General features: G+C 50.9%; 20 protein-coding genes, 1 tRNA gene and 1 pseudogene. 9 read left to right on the forward strand and 13 right to left on the reverse strand.

Annotation, left to right across the window (positions count from 1 at the left end):
• Position 1 precedes the first annotated feature (1 nt).
• Positions 2-841, reverse strand: coding sequence for a prolipoprotein diacylglyceryl transferase (gene lgt / locus A4S02_RS00355; protein ID WP_070322609.1), 840 nt, complete (start codon positions 839-841; stop codon positions 2-4).
• Between the two features lie 24 nt (positions 842-865).
• Entirely contained in the window at positions 866-1,846 is a 981-nt protein-coding gene (gene rfaD, locus A4S02_RS00360) for an ADP-glyceromanno-heptose 6-epimerase (RefSeq protein ID WP_070322610.1), read from the reverse strand.
• Between the two features lie 149 nt (positions 1,847-1,995).
• Here rfaD and A4S02_RS00365 point away from each other — a divergent pair, with 149 nt between their 5' ends.
• A complete protein-coding gene (locus A4S02_RS00365; RefSeq protein ID WP_019087899.1) occupies positions 1,996-2,298 on the forward strand; it encodes a putative quinol monooxygenase in 303 nt (100 codons plus the stop codon).
• Positions 2,299-2,383: 85 nt separating this feature from the next.
• On the opposite strand, the gene A4S02_RS00370 is transcribed toward A4S02_RS00365, so the two are convergent.
• The gene (locus A4S02_RS00370; RefSeq protein ID WP_070322611.1) at positions 2,384-3,976 is read right to left on the reverse strand and encodes an L-lactate permease; all 1,593 of its coding nucleotides are present in this window, start codon (positions 3,974-3,976) and stop codon (positions 2,384-2,386) included.
• Between the two features lie 264 nt (positions 3,977-4,240).
• Between A4S02_RS00370 and A4S02_RS00375 the strand changes: the two genes are divergently transcribed.
• Together A4S02_RS00375 and A4S02_RS00380 are read left to right on the forward strand one after the other, a co-directional pair.
• Positions 4,241-5,500, forward strand: coding sequence for a lytic transglycosylase domain-containing protein (locus A4S02_RS00375; RefSeq protein ID WP_070322612.1), 1,260 nt, complete (start codon positions 4,241-4,243; stop codon positions 5,498-5,500).
• A 79-nt stretch (positions 5,501-5,579) separates the two neighbouring features.
• Positions 5,580-6,980: a sugar porter family MFS transporter gene (locus tag A4S02_RS00380; protein WP_070322613.1), complete on the forward strand. Its 1,401-nt coding sequence runs from the start codon at positions 5,580-5,582 to the stop codon at positions 6,978-6,980.
• A 111-nt stretch (positions 6,981-7,091) separates the two neighbouring features.
• On the opposite strand, the gene A4S02_RS00385 is transcribed toward A4S02_RS00380, so the two are convergent.
• A tRNA-Arg gene (locus A4S02_RS00385) sits at positions 7,092-7,168 on the reverse strand.
• A gap of 72 nt (positions 7,169-7,240) precedes the next feature.
• Positions 7,241-7,693 carry a hypothetical protein gene (locus tag A4S02_RS00390; protein ID WP_070322614.1) on the reverse strand — a complete coding sequence of 151 codons (453 nt, stop codon included), beginning with the start codon at positions 7,691-7,693 and terminating at the stop codon, positions 7,241-7,243.
• Between the two features lie 220 nt (positions 7,694-7,913).
• Here A4S02_RS00390 and guaA point away from each other — a divergent pair, with 220 nt between their 5' ends.
• On the forward strand, positions 7,914-9,515 hold the full coding sequence (gene guaA / locus A4S02_RS00395; protein ID WP_019087904.1) for a glutamine-hydrolyzing GMP synthase: 1,602 nt from the start codon (positions 7,914-7,916) through the stop codon (positions 9,513-9,515).
• A gap of 72 nt (positions 9,516-9,587) precedes the next feature.
• Here guaA and A4S02_RS00400 read toward each other — a convergent pair whose 3' ends face one another.
• From A4S02_RS00400 to mtnA, 4 genes are all read right to left on the reverse strand, one after another.
• On the reverse strand, positions 9,588-10,628 hold the full coding sequence (locus A4S02_RS00400; protein WP_070322615.1) for a cysteine synthase A: 1,041 nt from the start codon (positions 10,626-10,628) through the stop codon (positions 9,588-9,590).
• A 103-nt stretch (positions 10,629-10,731) separates the two neighbouring features.
• On the reverse strand, positions 10,732-11,655 hold the full coding sequence (locus tag A4S02_RS00405; RefSeq protein WP_070322616.1) for a DUF2272 domain-containing protein: 924 nt from the start codon (positions 11,653-11,655) through the stop codon (positions 10,732-10,734).
• A 145-nt stretch (positions 11,656-11,800) separates the two neighbouring features.
• On the reverse strand, positions 11,801-12,316 hold the full coding sequence (gene ybaK, locus A4S02_RS00410) for a Cys-tRNA(Pro) deacylase (protein ID WP_019087907.1): 516 nt from the start codon (positions 12,314-12,316) through the stop codon (positions 11,801-11,803).
• A gap of 118 nt (positions 12,317-12,434) precedes the next feature.
• On the reverse strand, positions 12,435-13,565 hold the full coding sequence (gene mtnA / locus A4S02_RS00415) for an S-methyl-5-thioribose-1-phosphate isomerase (protein ID WP_082246714.1): 1,131 nt from the start codon (positions 13,563-13,565) through the stop codon (positions 12,435-12,437).
• 285 nt (positions 13,566-13,850) lie between these two features.
• On the opposite strand from mtnA, the gene A4S02_RS00420 reads away from it, so the two are divergent.
• Positions 13,851-14,570 (forward strand): histone, encoded by a 720-nt coding sequence (locus tag A4S02_RS00420; protein WP_070322618.1) that lies wholly within the window; start codon positions 13,851-13,853, stop codon positions 14,568-14,570.
• A gap of 237 nt (positions 14,571-14,807) precedes the next feature.
• On the opposite strand, the gene A4S02_RS15975 is transcribed toward A4S02_RS00420, so the two are convergent.
• Both A4S02_RS15975 and A4S02_RS00430 read right to left on the reverse strand, forming a co-directional pair.
• Positions 14,808-15,161, reverse strand: a complete 354-nt coding sequence (locus A4S02_RS15975) for a hypothetical protein (protein WP_070324117.1) — start codon at positions 15,159-15,161, stop codon at positions 14,808-14,810.
• A gap of 221 nt (positions 15,162-15,382) precedes the next feature.
• Positions 15,383-15,913, reverse strand: a complete 531-nt coding sequence (locus A4S02_RS00430; RefSeq protein WP_070322619.1) for a Fur family transcriptional regulator — start codon at positions 15,911-15,913, stop codon at positions 15,383-15,385.
• 124 nt (positions 15,914-16,037) lie between these two features.
• Here A4S02_RS00430 and A4S02_RS00435 point away from each other — a divergent pair, with 124 nt between their 5' ends.
• Genes A4S02_RS00435 through A4S02_RS00445 form a run of 3 tightly spaced genes read left to right on the forward strand, consistent with a single transcriptional unit; the run spans position 16,038 to position 18,547 of the window.
• The gene (locus tag A4S02_RS00435; RefSeq protein ID WP_070322620.1) at positions 16,038-16,946 is read left to right on the forward strand and encodes a metal ABC transporter solute-binding protein, Zn/Mn family; all 909 of its coding nucleotides are present in this window, start codon (positions 16,038-16,040) and stop codon (positions 16,944-16,946) included.
• Positions 16,946-17,752, forward strand: a complete 807-nt coding sequence (locus tag A4S02_RS00440; RefSeq protein ID WP_070322621.1) for a metal ABC transporter ATP-binding protein — start codon at positions 16,946-16,948, stop codon at positions 17,750-17,752. The genes A4S02_RS00435 and A4S02_RS00440 overlap by 1 nt, the downstream gene beginning before the upstream one ends.
• Positions 17,753-18,547 carry a metal ABC transporter permease gene (locus tag A4S02_RS00445; RefSeq protein ID WP_019087914.1) on the forward strand — a complete coding sequence of 265 codons (795 nt, stop codon included), beginning with the start codon at positions 17,753-17,755 and terminating at the stop codon, positions 18,545-18,547. It begins immediately after the preceding gene.
• 201 nt (positions 18,548-18,748) lie between these two features.
• Here A4S02_RS00445 and A4S02_RS00450 read toward each other — a convergent pair whose 3' ends face one another.
• Complete coding sequence (locus tag A4S02_RS00450) at positions 18,749-19,252, reverse strand: flavin reductase (protein ID WP_070322622.1); 504 nt, start codon at positions 19,250-19,252, stop codon at positions 18,749-18,751.
• A 65-nt stretch (positions 19,253-19,317) separates the two neighbouring features.
• Here A4S02_RS00450 and A4S02_RS00455 point away from each other — a divergent pair, with 65 nt between their 5' ends.
• Positions 19,318-20,337, forward strand: coding sequence for an enoyl-CoA hydratase/isomerase family protein (locus A4S02_RS00455; protein WP_070322623.1), 1,020 nt, complete (start codon positions 19,318-19,320; stop codon positions 20,335-20,337).
• A gap of 58 nt (positions 20,338-20,395) precedes the next feature.
• On the opposite strand, the pseudogene A4S02_RS00460 reads toward A4S02_RS00455, so the two are convergent.
• A pseudogene (locus A4S02_RS00460) lies at positions 20,396-20,707 on the reverse strand (acetate uptake transporter); the annotation flags it as partial.
• Positions 20,708-20,786: the final 79 nt, after the last annotated feature.

The raw sequence follows: 20,786 nt of genomic DNA on the forward strand, positions 1-20,786 counted from the left end.
CTTACGGCTTGGCTTCTGCCTCTGGGGGAATGCCCTCGTAAACCGGATGCTGGTTGGCATACACCATAAGCGCAATACCGGCTGCCAGCATGGGGCAGCACAACAGTTGCCCCATTGTGATACCACCGGGCAGAAACCCAAGAAATGAATCCGGTTCACGAAAGAATTCGCAAAAGCTACGGGCGCAGGCATATCCAGCAAGAAACAGGCCGGCAAGAAAACCGGGATGTTGACGGATGGAAAGTTTGCGGGAGGCTGCAAACATAACCAGAAAAAGCAGCAGCCCTTCTGTAAGTGCTTCGTAGATCTGAGAGGGATGGCGCGGGATTGGCCCACCATCGGGGAAGATCATCGCCCATGGCAGAGAGGCCGGAGCTTCACGCCCCCATAGTTCGCCATTGATAAAGTTGGCCACACGGCCCAGCCCCAAACCGATTGGCACCGCAATGGTTACGCGGTCTGCAAAAGCCAGAAAGTTCAGCTTGTATCGCCATGTAAACAGCATCATGGCGATAATCACGCCCAGGGCGCCACCGTGGAAGGACATACCTCCGTGCCATACTTCCAGCATGGCCAGAGGGTGTGTGATGTAATAGCCGGGCTGGTAAAATAGCACGTATCCCAGCCGGCCGCCCATTAGAATGCCAAGGGTGACCCAAGCCAGAAAGTCATCTGCCAGTTCTGGCGTGCCAGCACGCGGAGGAAGATTAACTAACCGCCGTAGCAGCGTAATACCCAGCACAATGCCGATGATGTAGGAGAGCGCATACCACCGTATGGCAAATGGCCCGACATGCACCAGCACCGGGTTAAACTGAGGAAACATCAGAACAGGAAGCATGATGGGTGATCCGGTATGGCTGGGTCAGAGATAGGGATTATCTGTGGCAAGATAATCTTGCACGTAGCGTTTAACGCCCTCTTCCAGCGGTGTGAACTGGCCAGTGTAACCAGCAGCCCGCAGGCGGGAAAGTTCTGCCTGTGTGTAGGATTGATACTGCCCATGCAAGCTTTGGGGCATATCAATAAATTCTACGCGGCGTTCGCAGCCAATGGCATCACATACGGCATGAGCCAGATCCAGATAAGTGCGCGCCGTGCCTGTGCCGCAGTTAAACAGATCTGATACCTCTGGGTTGTCATACAGCCAGAGCATAACATTTACGACATCACCCACCCATATAAAGTCACGGGCCTGCATGCCATCTGCAATATCTGGCCGATCAGACCGGAACAGGCGTGCAGGTTGGCCTGATCTCACCTCATCATATTTCACTTTAACCACAGAGATCATTTTGCCTTTGTGGTATTCGTTCGGCCCATAAACATTAAAGAACTTTAGCCCGGCCCATTGCGGCGGGCGTGGTGTGTGTTGGTCTAGGGTGGTGGTAACATGCTGATCAAACACGTGTTTAGACCAACCGTACAAATTAAGTGGCCGCAGTTGTGAGAGATGGCCGGGGTCATCATTAAAAAGTTCTGGTTTGTCAGCCGCGCCATATGTGGCGGCGGAAGATGCATAAATAAATCTTGCGCGGTTGCGTGTGCACCAGTCCCATAATGTTTGTGATAGCTCTACATTGGTGCGCCATACCAGATCACCATCTGTTGCGGTGGTTTCACTGATAGCGCCCATATGGAAGATGGTGTCTATTTTTGGGGTTGTAGCCAAAAATGCTTCCAGGTTTTCTGGGGCAATCAGGCGCGTGGGCGCATGCTGGGACACATTGCGCCATTTACCTTCCCGCCCAAGCCAATCAACAATGATGGTTTCCAGCCCTCTGGCGGCCAACGCAGCCTGTAGGCATGAGCCGATAAAGCCGGCTCCCCCTGTAATTACTATCATGGGGGGAGAGTATAAAGGGCGGCTTCGTGCACTCCAAGCTGTCAAATGCCTGATGTGCTGAGAAGTGAGGTTTCATTCCGTAGTCAGGGGGCAACATATTGCCTACTATTTACGTGTGATTGCAATTTAGTAGGAAAGAAGCGCATAGCATGAGTGAAGAAATTACAGTTGTTGCTTTTTTGAAGGCAAAGCCGGGCGCAGAAGAAAAAGTGGCGCAGGCTATGGTCGCGTGCATCAAGCCATCTCGCGCAGAAAGTACTAACAGCCAGTATGTGCCCAACCGTGATCTGGATGATCCGCAGACATTTGTTTTTGTAGAACGTTGGGCAAGCCGCAAGGCATTGCACGATCATATGGAAACACCGCATTTTAAAACACTTGCGGCAGAACTGAACACACTGTTGGATGCGCCTATTCAGCTTCATATTCTGCAGCCTTTGCCCGGTGCCTGAGCACGTAGTGCATTCTGCATAAAAAATAACGGCCCCACTTAGATGGGGCCGTTTTTGTTTGCGTAACCGGATGACAGTAAGCCTGCTACCGCAGCACAAATTGCTGCAAGACAACGACCAACCCGATACAGAAGGTTAAAAACAGGCTGTGCTTAAAGGTACGTGCCAGCACGGTGCCTTCCTGACCTTTTAGAGATGTAACAGAGACGCCGGTGGTGATGTTCTGGGGCGAGATCATTTTTCCCATCACGCCACCGGATGAGTTTGCAGAAGCAAACAGCACCGGATCCAGTGAAAGCTGATGCGCTGCGGCCACCTGCAAGTTGCCGAAAAGCGCGTTACCGGAGGTATCGCTTCCTGTCAGGAACACGGCAATCCAACCAAGGAAAACAGAAACCAGCGGGAAGACCATACCAGCGGAAGAAACCGCATATCCCAAAGTATAGGTCATGCCGGAATAGTTCATCAAAAACGCCAATCCGATTGTAAGCGCAACAGTCACGACAGCCAGCCAACCTTGTTTAAGTGTGGTGCGGGCCGCTGCGCCAAACTGTTGCAATGTTGTGCGGGTGAACAGGGCTGTCAGAATGGTGGCGACTAAAATAGCCGTGCCTGTGCCCAAGGGTTCAAACTTCCATACGGCGGCATAAGGCGTTTTATACAGAGAGATAAATACCGCATTATCCAGCCCCGGCCAATGAATGGGCAGGGTGCCAATTTTGGCAATATGCAGTGCATCCCACACAATCACCACAGCAATAACCGTAATCCACGGAATCCATCCTTGCCAGCGGGGAACAGGGGCAGCGCCTGTTTGCTGGTTGTTCAACTGGGTGAGATCAATAGCGTATTGTGGGTCTGATACTGGCTTCCAAAAGCGCAGGAATCCAATAGTAGCCACAAGTGCCACGCTGGAAGAAAGCACGTTGCTCAGACTGTAAAGCCCAGCGCCAGAGATAATCAGCAGTGTTAGGGCAAAGCTGCCACCTGCTACCAGCAGTACGGGCCATGTTTGCCGTATAGAACGCCATCCGCCGTAAAGTGCCATAACGTAAAAGGGAATAAGCAGCGCAAACGGGGTAAGCTGCCGTCCAATGGTTGCCCCCAATACATCTGCGGGCAGCCCTGTAATAGAGCCCAGAACGGTAACGGGAATACCCAAGCCACCAAATGCCACCGGTGCGGAGTTAAAGATCAGCACATAGGTGAGGGCATCCAATGCCGGAAAACCAAGCATAATCAGCAAAGCACTGGTAATGGCTACAGGTGTGCCAAACCCAGCTACGCCTTCCAATGCAGCGCTAAAGCAGAAGCCCAGCACCACCAGCATGATGCGCCTGTCATTGGGCACGTGTTGGATAATCCAGTCTCGGAAGGCATCAAATCGTCCGTTCTGTACGGCCACATTGAACAGGAAGAGCGCTGAAAGCGCGATCCACATAACCGGCAAAAGGGAAAACACAACACCGTTGCTGATGCTGGCGACTGCCAACTTGGCAGGCAACCTCCAGATAGTGGTGGCAACAAGTAGCCCTACAATCAAACCGCCCAAAGTAGCCTGCCATGCCGGGCGGCGCAGAATACCCATAACAAAGAGTGTAACGATAATAGGTGAGGCCGCGAGCAGAAATGACAGCACAAGGCTGTGCCCCGCCGGAACAAGTGGCTGTATGAACATGTCAGTTCCTGAATAGGCGTTATTCCCCTTCTTACGTGGGGGATAAAACGATCTTAAGGGAACGGTTGCGGCACGATGCAAGAAAAAATGTCGTTATAACAATATGTTGTGATGAGGGAACTTTTGGAAAGGCAGCTAAACAGCCATCTTTCATGAAAATGACATATTGGTAATGGATGTGGAGAAGTCCCGTAATCCGTGCTTTTTGTCGCAAGTTTATGGGACAAGCTTTATGACAAAAGTTCATACGGAAGGGGACGGCTGGTGTCTTTTCGGGTTCAGCAACGGCAAATGGTATGTGCCGCGCTACTGTTGGGGTTGGCGGGATGCGCTACGCCTGCCGTCAGATCCGGGGGCTATGCATCCTCCCAAGCGTATTATCAGGCCGCATATGAAAGGTCAGAAGCCAATCCTGCTGCCTATAGGCCTGTAGGCCCGGCAGAAGATCCGTGGGGACCGTACATAAAGGAAGCGGCGCAGCGTTTTTCTATACCGGAAAGCTGGATACGTGCCGTGATGCAGCAGGAATCAGGTGGGCATCAGTATCTGGATGGCCAGCTTACAACATCATCTGCCGGTGCAATGGGGCTGATGCAGTTGATGCCCGCTACCTATGCGGATATGCAAAACCAGTTCAATCTGGGGGGAGATCCGTACAACCCACATGATAATATCATGGCGGGGGCAGGTTACATCCGTCAGATGTATGATCATTATGGTGCCCCCGGATTTTTGGCAGCCTATAACGCTGGCCCACAACGCGTGGATGACTATTTAACATCCGGGCGGCCTTTGCCGGATGAAACGGTGAATTACGTTGCATCCATTACACCTCATCTGGGTACAGCAACGGCACCAGTAGGCAGTTTTGCCCCGGCACCTTCACCTGTAATGGTAGCCAGTGTTGGTTCATCCGTGGCATCCGCCCCTGTGGCAGAATACGCACGGGCAGATCTTTCACGCACGGCCGATGGCTGTTTGCGTGACCCCAATGCAGCATATGATCCATCAACCCCCTGCTTGATGGACAAGGATACTCCGCACCCAGATCCGCAACCGATTGAAGAAGAAGCTGCTCCTGTAGAGGTAGCACAGGCACAACCGGCTGGTCTTTCAGATCAGGCGGTAACAGCTACACCGCTTGCTATGATGCCAGTAGGGTCTGGCAGCGCACCGGTGCAAGCCGCAGCGTATAATGTACCTTCGGAACAAAGACGATATGCGCGTTCCAGTCCAGCGCATGTCCTCACGCTGCCTCCCTCATCTTTGTCAGCAAGATCATCCGGGGCGGTACAGGTAGGAGCTTTTGCCTCTTATGCCGAGGCACAGCATACGCTGGAATCCTTACATCGTCTGCTAACAGCGCACGCCTTATCTGTGCGTCCTACTGTTACACAGGCTTCTGTGGCAGGGCGGTCTTATTATCGGGCACAGTTTATTACGGCGCAAAATACTGGTCCGGCTGATGTTTGTCAGGTGCTGCGAGCACGTGCTCTGCCCTGTATTCAGGTACGTGGAGGATAAGGGGAGAAAGTCTTTTCTCTTTTCATCCAATTACCTGTAAAGCCTCTGCGTCTTCCAGAAAAACAAAGTGGAACAATAAATGGAAAACGCAGCAATGCCTGATGAGGAAACAGAAAACACTTTTCCCATAAAGGTTGTGGTTGTTGGTGTTCTGGCTGCAACGGCAAGCCTGATGTCCGGATTGGATATTGGTGTTATTTCCGGGGCGTTAGATTTTCTGGCGCGAGATTTCAACGCATCTACTCTGGCGCAGGAGTGGATTGTCAGCGCCATGATGGCAGGTGCGGCCGTAGGCGCTGTAGGTGCAGGGTGGATTACCCGACATACCGGGCGCAAATGGTCTCTGGTTTTTGGGGGCGGCGTTTTTATTGCAGGCTCCTTGCTGTGTGCCCTGGCGTGGTCTGTGCCTGTGCTTATATCTGGCCGCGTGCTGATGGGGCTGGCCATTGGCGTGGCAGCTTTTGCAGCCCCCCTTTATCTTTCTGAGGTATCAGACCAATCCAGCCGTGGCGCCATGATTTCCACCTATCAGCTTATGATTACGATAGGTATTTTTCTGGCGTTTTTAAGCGATACATTTTTCAGTTACCACGGGCAGTGGCGATGGATGTTTGGTGTTATTGCCATTCCCGGCATTGCCTATGTTATTGGTGTTTTGTTTCTGCCCTATAGCCCGCGCTGGCTGATGATGCGTGGCCGGAGGGCCGAGGCGTTGGAAGTGCTGACCAGCTTGCGCGCAACACCGCAGGAAGCGCGGGCCGAAATAAAGGCTATTCATCACCAGTTACAGGCCCGGCAGAATGGTTGGAGCTTATTGCGTGCCAACAGCAATTTCCGCCGTTCGGTTGGTTTGGGTATGTTGCTACAAGTTATGCAACAGTTCGCGGGCATTAATGTGGTGATGTATTATGCCCCGCGTATTTTCCAGCTCGCAGGTTTTGTAGGTACGGCACAGATGTGGTGCACTGCCATGATCGGGCTGGTGAATGTGATGGCAACATTTCTGGCCATCAGTTTGGTGGATAAGTGGGGGCGTAGGCCAGTTTTGTATTGTGGCTTTGCCATTATGGTGCTGAGCATGGCGAGCTTGTCTCTATTGCTCCACGGCAGCATGGTGGATCAGGCATCCCGTATGGCATGCGTCTTTATGGTTATGGTTTTTATTGTGGCTCACGCCATGTCTGCCGGGCCGATTGTGTGGGTGCTGTGTTCGGAAATTCAGCCAATGCAGGGCAGGGATCTGGGTATTATGCTCTCTACCCTTACAAACTGGATTGCCAACATGATTGTTGGTGCCTCTTTTTTAAGCGTACTGGCGTGGTTAGGTGGTTCTGCCACCTTTGGAATGATTGCCGCATTGAACGCCTGCTTTTTAGGGCTGACTTATCTGTTTGTGCCAGAAACTAAAGGCATGAGTTTGGAACAGATTGAACGGAATTTAATGTCCGGTAAAAAATTGCGAGATATCGGTATTTCTTGAAAGAGGCACAGGAACGGGCGTAGATTGACTGCGTCCGCTCTGAATACAAGAAAACACAAATTTATATGCAAAATGTTGCATATAAATATTTAAAATTTTCTTGGGAAAATATGGTGCACCCGAAGAGACTCGAACTCCTAACCCCCAGATTCGTAGTCTGGTGCTCTATCCAGTTGAGCTACGGGTGCGCCGTGAGCAGGTGTTTAGCCGAGGGCGGTGAGGTCGGCAACCCCTAAAATGCAAAAAAATGAAATTTTTTGTCAGTCATTACCAAGGAAGTTTTTCCAACTGCGATTTTCAGGGCGATGGAGCGTAACATGTGCACGGCATTCAGGGGTTCCGTATACGCCTTCAAACGTATCGCCAGCAGGATGTGCTTCAAACACCATGGGGAGAGGTTGGTTTTTGGCGTCCTTTAAAACAAGTTGGGCATGATAATGCTGCTTGCTCTTATCTGGGGTACCACGCAGGATAAGCGTGCCCATTTCTGGCACAAAGATCATGCGTTTGGGTTCAATCTGTAGGAGAGATGTGCCGTTAACGGGGCAGTTTTCTCCTTTGTCTTGCACCAGAGTACCAATCCATTCGCCGTATGGATCATCTGCGGCAGAGGCAGGTTGCTTGGCGGCTTGGGCAGATATGCAAAAAAAGCCAAGGCTGCCCAATGCTAATGCGCCATATTTCAGCCAACAGGAAAAACGTGTGTGCTTCATGCAAAAACTCCTGATTTCATTGGTAATCTGTACCTTGTGTATGGCACAGGCAAGGTAGGTATCAGGCGGAATAGGTGTGCATCTTTCTGGTTTTTAGGGTGACGCCATGACAGCATGGCTTTATATCCGCCTGTAAGAAAGCCCGTGCAGCCCTACTATGTGGCTGCACATCCTTAGGAAAAGCCAGTTCTGGCACTGAAATCAGAAAGACCTGCAGTTCATGTCTGTTGATGCCACTCCGCCTGTTTCGCCTTCCAAGCTGGATGAATCCTTGCACCATGACCGTATTCTGATTCTAGATTTCGGAAGTCAGGTTACACAGCTTATTGCTCGCCGTGTACGCGAAAGTGGTGTGTATTGTGAAATCTGGCCGTTTACGGCAGATGCTGAACGGATTCGTCAGTTTTCACCCCGTGGTATTATTCTTTCTGGTGGCCCTGCCAGCGTAAACAATCCAGATGCCCCACGCGTGCCGGATGTGGTGTTTGAAATGGCAGTGCCTGTGCTGGGGATTTGCTATGGCCAGCAGGCCATGTGCAAACAGCTAGGCGGGCAGGTTGAAAGCGGGGATCACCGTGAATTCGGTCGTGCTTTTGTTGATATTGTAGAAGATTGCGCACTGTTCCGCGGTGCATGGGCACGTGGCGGCCGTGAACAGGTATGGATGAGCCACGGTGACCGCGTGGTGGAACTTCCCCCCGGTTTCCGTACTGTTGCAGTGAGTGAAGGCGCACCGTTTGCGGTTATCGCAGATGAAGGCCGCCGCCTGTACGGTGTGCAGTTCCACCCAGAAGTGGTGCACACGCCGCATGGTGCCGCATTGCTTAAGAACTTCACCCATAATGTTGCAGGTTGCTCTGGCACATGGACGATGGCTGGTTTCCGTGAAATGGAAATTGCCCGGATTCGTGAGCAGGTTGGTGATGGCAAGGTTATCTGCGGTCTTTCCGGCGGCGTGGATTCTTCCGTTGCGGCTGTGCTGATTCATGAAGCCATTGGTGATCAACTTACCTGTATCTTTGTTGATCACGGTATGCTGCGTGCTGGTGAAGCCGATGATGTTATCAAAACATTCCGTGGCCAGTTTAACATTCAGCTTGTGCACCGTGATGCTTCAGACATCTTCCTGAAAGCGCTGGAAGGTGTCACAGACCCGGAAATCAAGCGGAAAACCATCGGTCGCCTGTTTGTGGAAGTGTTTGAAGAAGAAGCCACAAAGCTGGGTGGTGCGCAGTTCCTTGCTCAGGGCACGCTTTATCCAGACGTAATTGAGAGTGTTAGCTTTACGGGTGGTCCTTCCGTTACCATCAAGTCTCACCACAATGTGGGTGGCTTGCCCGACCGGATGAACATGAAGCTGGTTGAGCCGCTGCGCGAATTGTTCAAAGATGAAGTGCGTGATCTGGGGCGTGAACTGGATATTCCCGAAATTATTGTTGGGCGTCATCCGTTCCCGGGGCCGGGTCTGGCTATTCGTATTCCGGGTAATATCACGCGGGAAAAACTGGATCTGCTTCGTAAGGTGGATTCTGTGTTTCTGGAAGAAATTCGCGCTGCCGGGCTGTATGATGCCATTTGGCAGGCCTTTGCTGTGCTGCTTCCAGTACGTACCGTTGGTGTTATGGGTGATGGTCGCACGTATGATCAGGCCTGCGCCTTGCGTGCCGTGACCAGTACAGATGGCATGACAGCAGACGTTTACCCGTTTGACATGGGCTTCCTCACTCGTGTTGCTGGGCGCATTGTTAACGAAGTGCGTGGGATCAACCGTGTAACGTATGACATCACATCCAAACCACCGGGCACGATTGAGTGGGAATAAGTTTTCCGTCATAAAAAAGGCCGGGTGGCTGTAAAGCCCCCGGCCTTTTTTATTGGTTTGTTACCAAAGATCTTATTTATTCAGCCAAGGTGCGATTGGCAGATTTTTTGCTCGCAAAAACTCAGGGTTAAAAAGTTTGGATTCATAACGTGCACCGCCATCGCAAAGAATGGTGACAATCCGATGCCCCGGGCCGAGTTTGCGTGCAGTACGGATTGCAGAAGCTACGTTAATGCCAGAGGACCCGCCAACGGAAAGACCTTCTTCCCCGAGTAGACTATAAATAATTTCCAGTGCTTCCGGGTCAGGAATCCGCTCAGCGTCATCAATAGGTGAGCCTTCCAGATTGCCTGTTACGCGGGACTGGCCAATGCCTTCTGTAATGGAAGATCCAGAAACAGACAGATCATTGCTTTTTACCCAGCCATACAGCCCAGAACCTTCTGGGTCTGCCAGCACAATACGAGGGGCTGTTACGCCATCGCGCTTGACAGCATCATGCAGCCCCAAGGCTACGCCAGCTAACGTGCCGCCTGTGCCGCAGGCGCAGGTGAAAGCATCTACCTTACCGCCCATCTGCTGCCAGATTTCTGGTGCAGTGGTGGCGCGGTGGCCTTCACGGTTGGCAACGTTGTCAAACTGGTTGGCCCATACCCATCCATTTTCTTCGGAAAGACGGCGTGAAACGTGCACGTAATTGCCTGGATCACGGTAAGGCTTGGCAGGCACAAGGCGGAGGTCTGCCCCAATCATGCGCAGGAAGCCGATTTTTTCCTGGCTCTGGGTTTCGGGCATGACAATAACGCACTTATATCCACGCGCATTCGCAACCAATGTAAGCCCAATACCGGTATTACCGGCCGTGCCTTCAACAATTGTGCCGCCGGGCTTAAGCACACCCCGGCGTTCTGCATCTTCAATAATGGCCAGTGCCGCACGATCCTTGACGGAACCGCCCGGATTCATGAACTCGGCCTTGCCGTAAATATCGCACCCTGTGGCTTCAGACGCTTTGCGCAGGCGTACCAGCGGGGTTCCGCCCACCGCGCCCGGCATGTCGGCAGAAAGCGTGGTCCAGCCGGGATGAGGGGTGGAAACGGCGTTTTCAGTCATTTGGTTACACCTTATGCTGTCACGTTATAATGCGTTGGTCAGACTATCATGCTCCATCTAAAAATTCTGCCCCAAGGGGCAGTAGATGGAACATGGGGCTTCTTTACTGGCCAGCAGTGGGTTCTTGTTCTGCATCGTACAACACTTCCAACATGGCTGCCCACGGATAGCGTGAATCATAGCTCTGGCCATCGGGGGAAGCGAGACGCCCTTGGGTGTCTGTTGGCACATGTGTCAAAGCAACGGCATCATCAATATTGCCACCAACAATGCTGATCTGCCGGCCAAAAGGCTGCCCATTTTGGCCAATGGCAACAACAAAGCCGCAATGCGCAGGAAATCCATAAGAGGTAGGGAGGCTAGAGAATCGGATCGTGTCTTTGCTACGGCCACGTGCAACACAGATCAGATCTCCCGGTTTGGGGGTATAATTTGCCGGATCCTGTGCTCGCAGAATGGGAGACTGCCCAGAAGCTGCGGCGTTGATATAAGTGGAATGGTTAGGAGAATAGGGGAAGCGGCTGTTAGCTCCGGCTACGCGCATAACGTAGGAAATAAAGGCAGCGGACCACGCATAAGATCCATCATGCACAAAGTCAGTCAGTCGCCCGTTGGCATCGTGCTTGCCGGTCCATGATGTTTCGGTCATGTCCGGGTCCATACCAATCCACCAGTACTCTCCTACACGCTCCCACAGGCCGGGAGCACGTTCTGGCTTAACAGAGGCAACTTGCGGCTCGGGGCGTTGCTCGGGGTCATCATCATTCACCGGGCTTCCAAATAGGCGCCATTCACGCATGGCAATGCCTACAACATCTTGCCGGTTAAAAGGCTCAAAATTGCGGGTGGCAAAATCAGGCACATGGCCACCATAGCCGTAGCCACCGCTGGCTGTATTCCACGTGTTTGTGGTGGAAGCACTAGAGGTGGGGCGTGCGCCTGGCTGTGGTTGCTGTGTGGCGCACGCTGTCAAACACAAAGGGGCCAGCAGGGCAACGGTAAGCTTGCGTGACAATCTCGTCTCCATACCAGAACAACTCTCCGGTAGATCCGGAGCGCGAGACAACCATTGGTCGGAAGTCTGAATGATATAGCAATAAGCGCCTGTTGTTCTGGGTGGAAGAGGGTTTGTGTTTTTGTGCGGCGTCTGTTTCTTTTTTGTGTCTGTACTATCAGGCGTCAGGAACGGTCACATCTGCCGTGCGGGCATTCACGCATTGGATGGCATCTACCGGTTTAAGCGCCACCACCAAGCCTCTGCCGCCGCCGTTAATATAAAGTGTATCCAGTTTGAGAACACTTTCGTCTAACACAACCGGCACTTGCGTGCGTGCGCCAAAGGGACTGATCCCTCCCACCTTAAAACCGGTCAGGGCTTCAGCTTTTTCTGCACCCAGCATACGTGCATTGCGTCCACCAAACAGAGCCGCCACTTTTTTCAGATCCATTTTTTTATGAACAGGGATGGCTACGCAAACAATCTGTTTTTTATCAATTTCGACCATCAGGGTTTTGAAAACCTTGTTTTGATCGATACCAATGCCTGCTGCGGCATGTAGACCAATTTTTCCGGGATCAGACACGTAATCATAATCATGCAAAGTAAAGGCAACGCCATGAGCAGTCAGAAACTGCGTTGTTGGTGTTTCAATGGTTTCTGACATGGTAGCCCTTTCTGGAAAGTCCATGAAGCATTATGCCTTTTGCAAGGCATGCGCATGGTTTCGCTTATTCAATAGTTACTCTTAGCGTCAAGTCATGGAGACTGCATACCGCCATGCAACATGGCGGTATGCAGAAAGACCTTTAGGTATGGTTGGGGAAAAGGCTGAGGAGACCGTTTTCTGTGGCAGGGCAGCAGCCTTTTTCTGTAATCAGCCCAGTGACAAGTCTGGAGGGCGTGACATCAAAAGCAGGGTTAGCTGCTGGACTATGATCCGGGGTAATTTGCACGGAGCCTATTTGTCCGTCTGACATACGCCCCTGTATGTGTGTAACTTCGGATGCTGCTCGTTCTTCAATAGGAATATCACGGATGCCATCTGCAATACGCCAATCTATGGTTGTAGAAGGTAATGCAACCCAGAATGGTATTTTATTGTCCTGAGCAGCCAGTGCTTTCAGATAGGTGCCTATTTTGTTTGCAACATCCCCGTTGCGGGTTACGCGGTCTGTTCCAACAATAACAATATCAACTTGGCCATGCTGCATCATATGGCCACCTGCATTGTCTGTAATAACAGTATGAGGAACACCGTGGCTTCCCAGTTCCCATGCTGTAAGGGCAGCTCCCTGATTACGTGGGCGTGTTTCATCTACCCACACATGCACGTTCAGGCCTTGGTCATGTGCCATGTAAATAGGGGCCAAGGCTGTGCCCCAATCTACCGTGGCAATCCATCCAGCATTGCAGTGGGTTAGAATATTCAGGCGCTGGCCTTTTTCTTTTTTGGCGGCGAGATCCTTTAAAAGTTTAAGGCCATGCTTACCAATAGCCTCATTTTGGGCAGCGTCTTCATCGCAGATACGTAGGGCTTCTGCGTAAGCAGCGGATATCCGGCTTTCTGGCGGAATGGGCCGGAGGGCATTTAGCATTCTTTCAAGAGCCCAACGCAAATTTATGGCGGTAGGACGTGTTGCCGCAAGCATGGCTGCGTTTTGTTCAAGGCTGGTATCACTGCTGTCCGTGCGTAATGCCAGGGCCAGACCATAAGCGGCAACAGCGCCAATAAGTGGAGCACCACGTACCTGCATACTGGTAATGGCATGGGCTACATCCTGAACAGAGGTAAGCCGCAGGATATCCAGTGAAAAGGGAAGGCGTGTTTGATCGAAAATATGAATAGACCATTGGTCTTTTTCATCAACCCATACACTGCGAAAAGAGGTGCCATTGATTTTCATGAAGCATGTTCCGTGAGAAGGAGAGGTCTGCATTTAGGATATAAGGATGATTGCCTATTTTGGGCAATATGCCGCAAGCACGTGAAATTTTTGAGAACGTATTTAGAACATACTTAAGGTAAATAGACCAGAAGAATGAAATATATCTTTAAATATGGAAGTATTTTTTTGCATTTTCTATAGCATTTGTTATGTAGAGTGAAAATCTAAGGCTATACCTGTTCTTATAGGTGTGTGCTTCAGTTGAAGAAGTTTTGTAGTTTAAAAAGTTTGTTTATATATCTCCTTATTTTTAAAGGGGGTTGAGAAGGAGTTAAAATGAGTGAGACAAGAACCCGCCGAAAACCAGCTGCGGGTAAAACGGTTTCCAAGCGCAAGGTTGCAACTGCGGCCCCCAAAAAGCGTGCACCTCGCGCAAAAGTTGTCGAAGTAGAAGAACTTTTTGATTTTGAAGAAGAGCCAGAAGCTCCTAAGCCGCGCCGTGCTTATGTGCGTAAAGCTGCCCCCCGTAAGGCAGCCGAAGAAAAACCAGTAGCACCCAAAACAACAACGCGTAAAAAAACAGCATCTGCCAAGGCTGAAAGCAAGGTCGCCCCCAAGGTTACGTGGCGTACTAAAGCCAAAGTAGAAGAGGTTGCAGAAAAGCCAGTGCGCGCAACCAAAGCAACGCGTGCCGCTAAAGCCCCAGCCGCTGCAACAGCGCGTAAAACGGCAAAGCCAGCTAAGGCTGAAGCAGCAAAACCTGTGCGTGCTACACGTGCCACAAAGGCCACCACTGCCAGCAAAGCTGTAAAGCCAGCAGCCTCAGCACGCGGTGTTCCCGCTCAGGCAACCCGTAAGCGGGCTGTGCGTGCAGTAGAGCCTGCAGCTAAAAAGAAACTTTCTGCTGTAGAAAAGCTGCGTATTGTACAGGAAGAACGTCGCCGTAAGCGGTATGAACGCCTGGCAGCAGCTGCAGAAGCAGAGAAAACTGCAGCAAAAGCACCAGCCGCACGTAAGACAAAGGCTAGAACAACCCGTCGTACCCGTGCGTCATAAAGATAGCGGTATTTTATCTAATTTAGAGATATCTTGGTAAAATAATGCTGTTTTAAAAAGGCCTGTTCCAATAAAAACGGAATGGGCCTTTTTTTATTTAAATACCTTCTTGCAATATATTTTTCAGAATATCTTGAATTTTACGATTGGTGGATTCTGCAAGGACAATCTTTTGGATTTGAATATAAAGATACACAGATTTCTATTTAGATGGTGTGCGAAAATAGAGTTTCCTTTTTAGATAATCGTGCCATTAAAGTTGCCGCTTAGCAGATAGCAGTTACTTGCAAACTCTGCTGTATGATCAGGATCAGGCTCAAGTGCATCTTCTACCATTACGCGGCGCAAACGTAAGATAACGGCTTTTTCGGAAGCATTGCCCTCAATATATTCCGTTATTTTTGCCAACCATGCACTGATGCCATTTTGCTCTGTTAACATAAGAGGGTGACGCCTATTAAGGGGAAGCCCATGTTGCAACAACAGAGAAGCCACGGAGGCATTGGCAATATGGTACAGAAAATTGTCTGCGCCTTTGGTGTATACGGCTGCCAAGGAGGGTATGCGTGTCAGGCGGATTTCGTCTGGCAAAAAGTGCGTACGCAAGGGAGGAAGAAGCGGAAGAGAGAATAAGTCCGTTTGTATTTTTTCTACGCTGGTTGGGCGCTTCTGTTGAGCATGATGTTGTTTTGAGCGTATTGTGCGGGGTCTTCCTTTTGCTAAGGGCAGTGATAGCCCTGGTAGCGCATTCTGTAAGGAAGAAAGGGAATGATTACTCATTATGCACCTTGGCAAACAAGCTCTTTTGTAGGTTATTTAGATGCGCAATGCGCGCACAGACCTTCTACCTCAACCGATGTGCTCTGAATTACAAAGTTCTCATTTTTGCAAATGTGTTTCAGGGTTTCCAGAACAGTTGTATCGGCTATTTCCGTTACAGTTTTGCAGTTGCGGCAGATGAGAAACTGTGCAGTGTGCAAGCAGGCTTCTGAGTGTTCATGCGTATGAGAACAATGGCGCAAATTGGTGCATGGAATAAAAGCCGATAGGCGTTCAATACGATGGATCAGGCCGTGTTCAAGAAGAAAATCCAGTGCCCGATATACTGTAGGAGGGGCGGGGCGTCGTTCTGCTGTTTTAAGTTCTTCCAGCAGATCATATGCTCCAACCGGACGTTCATGCATGAGAATAAGCCCGAGTACATCACGGCGCTGGGCTGTCATTCGTGCTCCTTGTTGGGCGCATAGTGCAGTCGCTTTATCTAGCTGATGCTTAATATGTGCAGGAAAGTCATGGGCAGGTGTTGCCGTGGAAGAAGACGTAGGGTGGGGCATGTTCATCATCCGTTCTCTGTATTTCTTAGCGTAACTGATCTTGGAGGTGAAGACCAAATTTGCGTGTGTGAGGAGGTGACGTGCGGCTGATAAAATGTAATAGTATTACATTACGTTCAGGCATGGCAGGATAATGAGTATGGACTTGAGAAAAACAAAAGGCGCTTCACGCCGGATGTTGTTTGGTATGGTAGGTGTGCTTGGTTTTGCAACCATGGGCACAGGTAGTGCGGCTGCGCGCCCTTTGTCTGTTGTGGCGGCAGAAAACACATGGGGGGATCTGGCAGCGCAGATTGCTGAGCCAGACATGCACGTTACATCTATACTTGTATCACCAGCGGTTGACCCGCATTTATATGCTCCTACACCGGGTGATGCGCGCCGTGTGGCAGATGCTACATTGGTTGTGGCCAATGGTGCTGGATACGATGCATGGATGGATCATTTGGTGCAGGCTTCTGCTTTGCCACAGGCGCACTATGTGCGTGCAGATACATGGTCAGACTGGCACGAGGGCGGTAATGCCCATTTATGGTATGATCTGAACGCTGTGGCAGATTTTGCTCAAAGGTTTGAAAAAGCATGCGAACAGGCAGATCCAGTACATGCAAAAGCATATGCTGCGGGGGCTCAGAAGTTGCAGGCTGATATTGCCAGCGTGCAAGTTCAGGCTGCAGCATTACGCCCACATGTACAAGGCATGGCTGTGGCAGCAACAGAACCACTGTTTACGCCTTTGGCCAACTATCTTGGTTTGGACATGAAGGAAAATGCCTTCCAGATTGCTATTATGAATGATGTTGAGCCACCCCCTGTTGCGGTAGCTACGTTTGAACAGGATCTTGCGCAAAAAAAGTTACGGTTACTTGCCTATAATGTGCAGGTAGAAGAACCAGCCAGCAAACACCTGATTGATCTGGCACATAAAGCAGGTATACCCATTTTGCCGTTGGCGGAAATTATGCCGCAGGATACGCATTGGCAGATATGGATCGGCTCAACTCTTACGCAAGTAGCGCACCTTTTGGGTGTAGCGCAGTAATGTCATCTCCTGCTGTGCAAGTGGCTGGCGTAACCTTGTTGCGCCAGAAAAAAACAGTTCTGGATAATATCAGTTTTACAGTTCCTGCAGGCAGTTTTGTGGCTGTTTTGGGTGGAAATGGGGCTGGTAAAACAACCCTGTTTAGAACTCTTTTAGGATTAGAAAAGCTCACGGCTGGCCAAATACAAATAGAAGGCCAGCCGGTGCGAAAAGGCCATATGCCGATAGGGTATATGCCGCAAGTGCGTGGCATGGTGGCTGCACAGCTTAGCGGTTGGAGCACGGTTGCCGCAGCACAGCAGGGATGGAAATGGGGCCTGCCATTTTACGACAAACAGGCCAGAGCAGATATTGATGCTGCCTTGGCTGCAGTAGATGCGCAGGATCTGGCACAGCGGTCGGTCGGCTCCCTTTCAGGGGGGGAAAGGCAGCGGCTCATGCTGGCGCAGGCCCTACTGGATAACCCTCATATTTTGCTGCTTGATGAGCCTTTGGCCAGTTTAGACCCCGCCCGTATGCGCGAAACAGCAGAACGTATTCATGCACTGGCACGAGACAGGCATATGACGGTGCTGATGTCCACCCATGATATCAATCCACTTATGGGGTTGATGGACCATGTGCTTTACATGGCACATGGCAAGGCGGTGCTAGGGCGCGTGGAAGAAGTGATGACAACCCAAACACTCAGCGCACTTTACGGTGCACCAGTTGAGGTGATTAAGGCGGGAAACAGATTGTTTGTTGTGGCAGAAGGCGGTGGAGCATCACTCCAGTCCTGCATGTGCGTGGGACATGGTGCCTGAATGCTCGACTACGAATTTATGCGCACCGCTTTTCTGGCGGCTTTTCTGGCAGCCTTGGTGTGTGGACCTGTGGGCTGGTTTCTTGTTTTGCGAGGACAGAGCTTTGCCAGCCATGCGCTTTCGCACGTGGGTTTTGCGGGAGCCGCCGCCGCTCTTCTGTTGGGGCAACCAGCTTTGCTTGGGCTTGGGTTTGGTGCAGTAGGGGGCGGTGTTGCGATAGGGTTAGTGGGAGATAGGCTTGTAGGCCGGGATGTAACAATCGGGCTGGTGCTTTCTGTTGCCATGGGTTTTGGGGCATTATGCCTGCATTTTTTAACCCACTCTGCCAGTTCGGCCACAGCACTGCTTTTTGGAGATATTCTGGGTATTGGGCCTTCTATGCTGGGCTGGCTGGGCGCTCTTTCTGCGTCTTGTTTGGTAGCCTTGGCATTTGTGGCAAGGCCGCTTCTTTTTGCATCACTTCAGCCAGAACAAGCTGAGGCGCGGGGCGTGAATATGCGCCTGCTTGATATTCTTTTTCTTATGATTGTGGCCGTAGCTACAGCGCAATGCGCCCAGATTACAGGTGTTTTGCTGGTGTTTACGCTTATGATTGCACCTGCCGCGGCAAGTTTGCGTATGGGTTTTTCACCCTTATTGGGAATGGGCGTTGCAACGTTACTTGCGTTGCTGGAGGCATGGCTGGGTTTGGTGCTTGCTTGGTACACCAACTGCCCAACAGCATTTTGGATTGCGGCTTTAGGCGGCAGTGTATTTATAGCTGCCAGCCTATTTTGTCGCTTACGCGGAAGTTAAAAAGCTGTGGATTGGCCCTTTACTGAGGCAAGGACCAATCCAACCAAGACCATAAAGCTACGGCTATTAAAAGCGCAACATGTATGATGATGAGGGTTCTAACCGTAATAAAAGGGACGTAATCCTTATCGCCTTTTACTGGATAGTCATCATGATAATCCTGCGACATGTTTTAACACCTTGGTTGTATGCCCAAAGCCCTTAGGGCTTTGGGGCCGGGGTATGGGGCAGAGCGTGATACATTCTGTTGAAATAAACAAGCCCATGTGCCGTTGCATGGGTGCGTAACGCCTGCACAATACCAAACATTACGCTGTGTGTGCCAACTTCTACAATCTGGCTGATCTTGCAATCAAACGAGGCAACAGCCTCTTCCAGCACAGGTGCCCCTGTTGCCAATGCAGTCCAATGCCCGGTGGCAAACCGTTCCTGCATGGAGTTGGGGCTGGCAAAATGGTTGGAGAGATGTTGCTGTGTAGATGCCAGCACGTTTACGCATAATGCGCTACCTTCATGAAAAGCCTGGCGGGCGCGGCTTCCACGGTTCAGGCAGACCAGCAGCGTAGGTGGGGTGTCTGTTACGGAACACACTGCGGACGCGGTAAAACCAACAGGGTTTTCCAGCGTTCCTGTTGTAACAATGTTCACAGCTGCGCCAAGCCGGGCCATGGCATCGCGGTAGGCGCTAGTCTCCGGAGCCAACATCTGCTCTCCTTAAGTCAATCAAAAATGGTCTGTGCGTGTTTGTGCATGAAATAAAGAGGAAAGCAATGACAGAGCAAACTCTTTCCGCCGTATCTGGCGTAAGAATGCAGCAGGAAGGACATCTGGGACGTATTATTTTAGACCGTCCCAAACGATTAAATGCCGTTGATATCAGTATGGCCAGTGGCATAAAAGCGGCTTTGCAGATATGGCGGAATGATCCGTCTATTCACACCATTCTCCTGGAAAGCAGTAGCACGCGTGCCTTTTGCGCGGGGGGAGACCTACGCGCCATTCATGATTGCCTGAAAGCCCAAGGGGCATTGAAGGCATACGACCTTATGCAGCGTGTGTATGATGTTATGCTGCTGTTGGCAGATTACAAAAAACCCATTGTTTCTTTTTTAGATGGCGTGGCTATGGGCGGCGGTATCGGTTTGGGTGGCCATGTGCGGTATCGGGTAGTTACGGAAACATCTGTGCTGGCCATGCCTGAAACAGCTATTGGTTTGGCCCCGGATGCAGGAGGTAGCTGGCTGTTAGCTCGTGCGCCGGGTTTTTCTGGCTTACGGCGTGCGGTTACCGGTGGGCGCATGAACGGAGCAGAGTCTGTAGCCATGGGGTTTGCAGATATTCTGGTTTCATCAGCTTCTCTTACAGATTTGAAAGAGGCATTGAGTATTGAGGCTGCAGAGCATGTATTTGCCCGCCTCCATTCCCAGCCCGAAAGTCTGGACGTGCAAGATCTCGATTTTTGTTACGATGCACCAAATATCTTGCAGGTTATTGAAAAGCTGAAAGCGGAAGGATCAGAAGAGGCGCAGGAGGATCTGGAGGCTTTATCTCGTGCCTGTCCGTTTTCTGTGCAGGTAGCATGGTATGGGTGGCACCGGGCGCGTGCAGCTTCCTCATTACATGAAGCTTTTGCTCTTGAGGAAAATATGGTGCGCCATATGGTGGCTCGGCCTGATTTTGTAGAGGGTATTCGGGCACGCTTGATTGATAAAGACAACAAACCAGCGTGGATGCCGCCAACTTTGACAGAAGTGAATGAGCAGGAAGTTCAGAATTGCTTTAATAACTAATTCAAACATGTCGCCCCGGAGCATTTTTTGCTGCGGGGCATGATGCTTTTGAGTTTGTTTAGGCGGAGGCAGTTCGGAAAGAAATAGAAGCCGGAGCAGGTTTGCCAATCGGGAGTATTGCATATCCAAATGCTTCTTCCAGAATTTCAGCCGCAGCCAGATAGATGGCAGAAAAACCGCAGAATAACCCTTCATATCCAGCAAACTGGGTAACAACCGGCATAGCCAGCATATCACCCGTGGCAAGCAGACCGAAGAGAATAGTCAGGCTTAGAAAGATAACCTGATGCGCCCGTGTAGCGCGTAGCGTGGCAATAAACATGATAAATGTGAACAATCCCCACGCAAGCAGGTAGCTTCCTACAAGGTGGAGGGTTCGAAGAACCGTTGATTGATTTCCCTTCTGCCTGATTTCAGGTTTTTAGCGAGTTGATTGCTGGTTCGTGGAC

The organism is Acetobacter ascendens (assembly GCF_001766235.1).
Lineage (GTDB): Bacteria > Pseudomonadota > Alphaproteobacteria > Acetobacterales > Acetobacteraceae > Acetobacter > Acetobacter ascendens.

What these genes read in the sequence shown, in the direction of transcription:
- A4S02_RS00380 (WP_070322613.1), top strand. Translation starts at nt 5,580, where the DNA reads ATGGAAAACGCAGCAATGCCTGATGAGGAAACAGAAAACACTTTTCCC.
- A4S02_RS00370 (WP_070322611.1), bottom strand. Translation starts at nt 3,976, where the DNA reads ATGTTCATACAGCCACTTGTTCCGGCGGGGCACAGCCTTGTGCTGTCA.
- mtnA (WP_082246714.1), bottom strand. Translation starts at nt 13,565, where the DNA reads ATGCAGACCTCTCCTTCTCACGGAACATGCTTCATGAAAATCAATGGC.
- A4S02_RS00435 (WP_070322620.1), top strand. Translation starts at nt 16,038, where the DNA reads ATGAGTATGGACTTGAGAAAAACAAAAGGCGCTTCACGCCGGATGTTG.
- A4S02_RS00420 (WP_070322618.1), top strand. Translation starts at nt 13,851, where the DNA reads ATGAGTGAGACAAGAACCCGCCGAAAACCAGCTGCGGGTAAAACGGTT.
- A4S02_RS00440 (WP_070322621.1), top strand. Translation starts at nt 16,946, where the DNA reads ATGTCATCTCCTGCTGTGCAAGTGGCTGGCGTAACCTTGTTGCGCCAG.
- A4S02_RS00405 (WP_070322616.1), bottom strand. Translation starts at nt 11,655, where the DNA reads ATGGAGACGAGATTGTCACGCAAGCTTACCGTTGCCCTGCTGGCCCCT.
- A4S02_RS00430 (WP_070322619.1), bottom strand. Translation starts at nt 15,913, where the DNA reads ATGATGAACATGCCCCACCCTACGTCTTCTTCCACGGCAACACCTGCC.
- A4S02_RS00445 (WP_019087914.1), top strand. Translation starts at nt 17,753, where the DNA reads ATGCTCGACTACGAATTTATGCGCACCGCTTTTCTGGCGGCTTTTCTG.
- A4S02_RS00455 (WP_070322623.1), top strand. Translation starts at nt 19,318, where the DNA reads ATGACAGAGCAAACTCTTTCCGCCGTATCTGGCGTAAGAATGCAGCAG.
- ybaK (WP_019087907.1), bottom strand. Translation starts at nt 12,316, where the DNA reads ATGGACTTTCCAGAAAGGGCTACCATGTCAGAAACCATTGAAACACCA.
- A4S02_RS00400 (WP_070322615.1), bottom strand. Translation starts at nt 10,628, where the DNA reads ATGACTGAAAACGCCGTTTCCACCCCTCATCCCGGCTGGACCACGCTT.
- rfaD (WP_070322610.1), bottom strand. Translation starts at nt 1,846, where the DNA reads ATGATAGTAATTACAGGGGGAGCCGGCTTTATCGGCTCATGCCTACAG.
- lgt (WP_070322609.1), bottom strand. Translation starts at nt 841, where the DNA reads ATGCTTCCTGTTCTGATGTTTCCTCAGTTTAACCCGGTGCTGGTGCAT.
- A4S02_RS00365 (WP_019087899.1), top strand. Translation starts at nt 1,996, where the DNA reads ATGAGTGAAGAAATTACAGTTGTTGCTTTTTTGAAGGCAAAGCCGGGC.
- A4S02_RS00390 (WP_070322614.1), bottom strand. Translation starts at nt 7,693, where the DNA reads ATGAAGCACACACGTTTTTCCTGTTGGCTGAAATATGGCGCATTAGCA.
- A4S02_RS00450 (WP_070322622.1), bottom strand. Translation starts at nt 19,252, where the DNA reads ATGTTGGCTCCGGAGACTAGCGCCTACCGCGATGCCATGGCCCGGCTT.
- guaA (WP_019087904.1), top strand. Translation starts at nt 7,914, where the DNA reads ATGTCTGTTGATGCCACTCCGCCTGTTTCGCCTTCCAAGCTGGATGAA.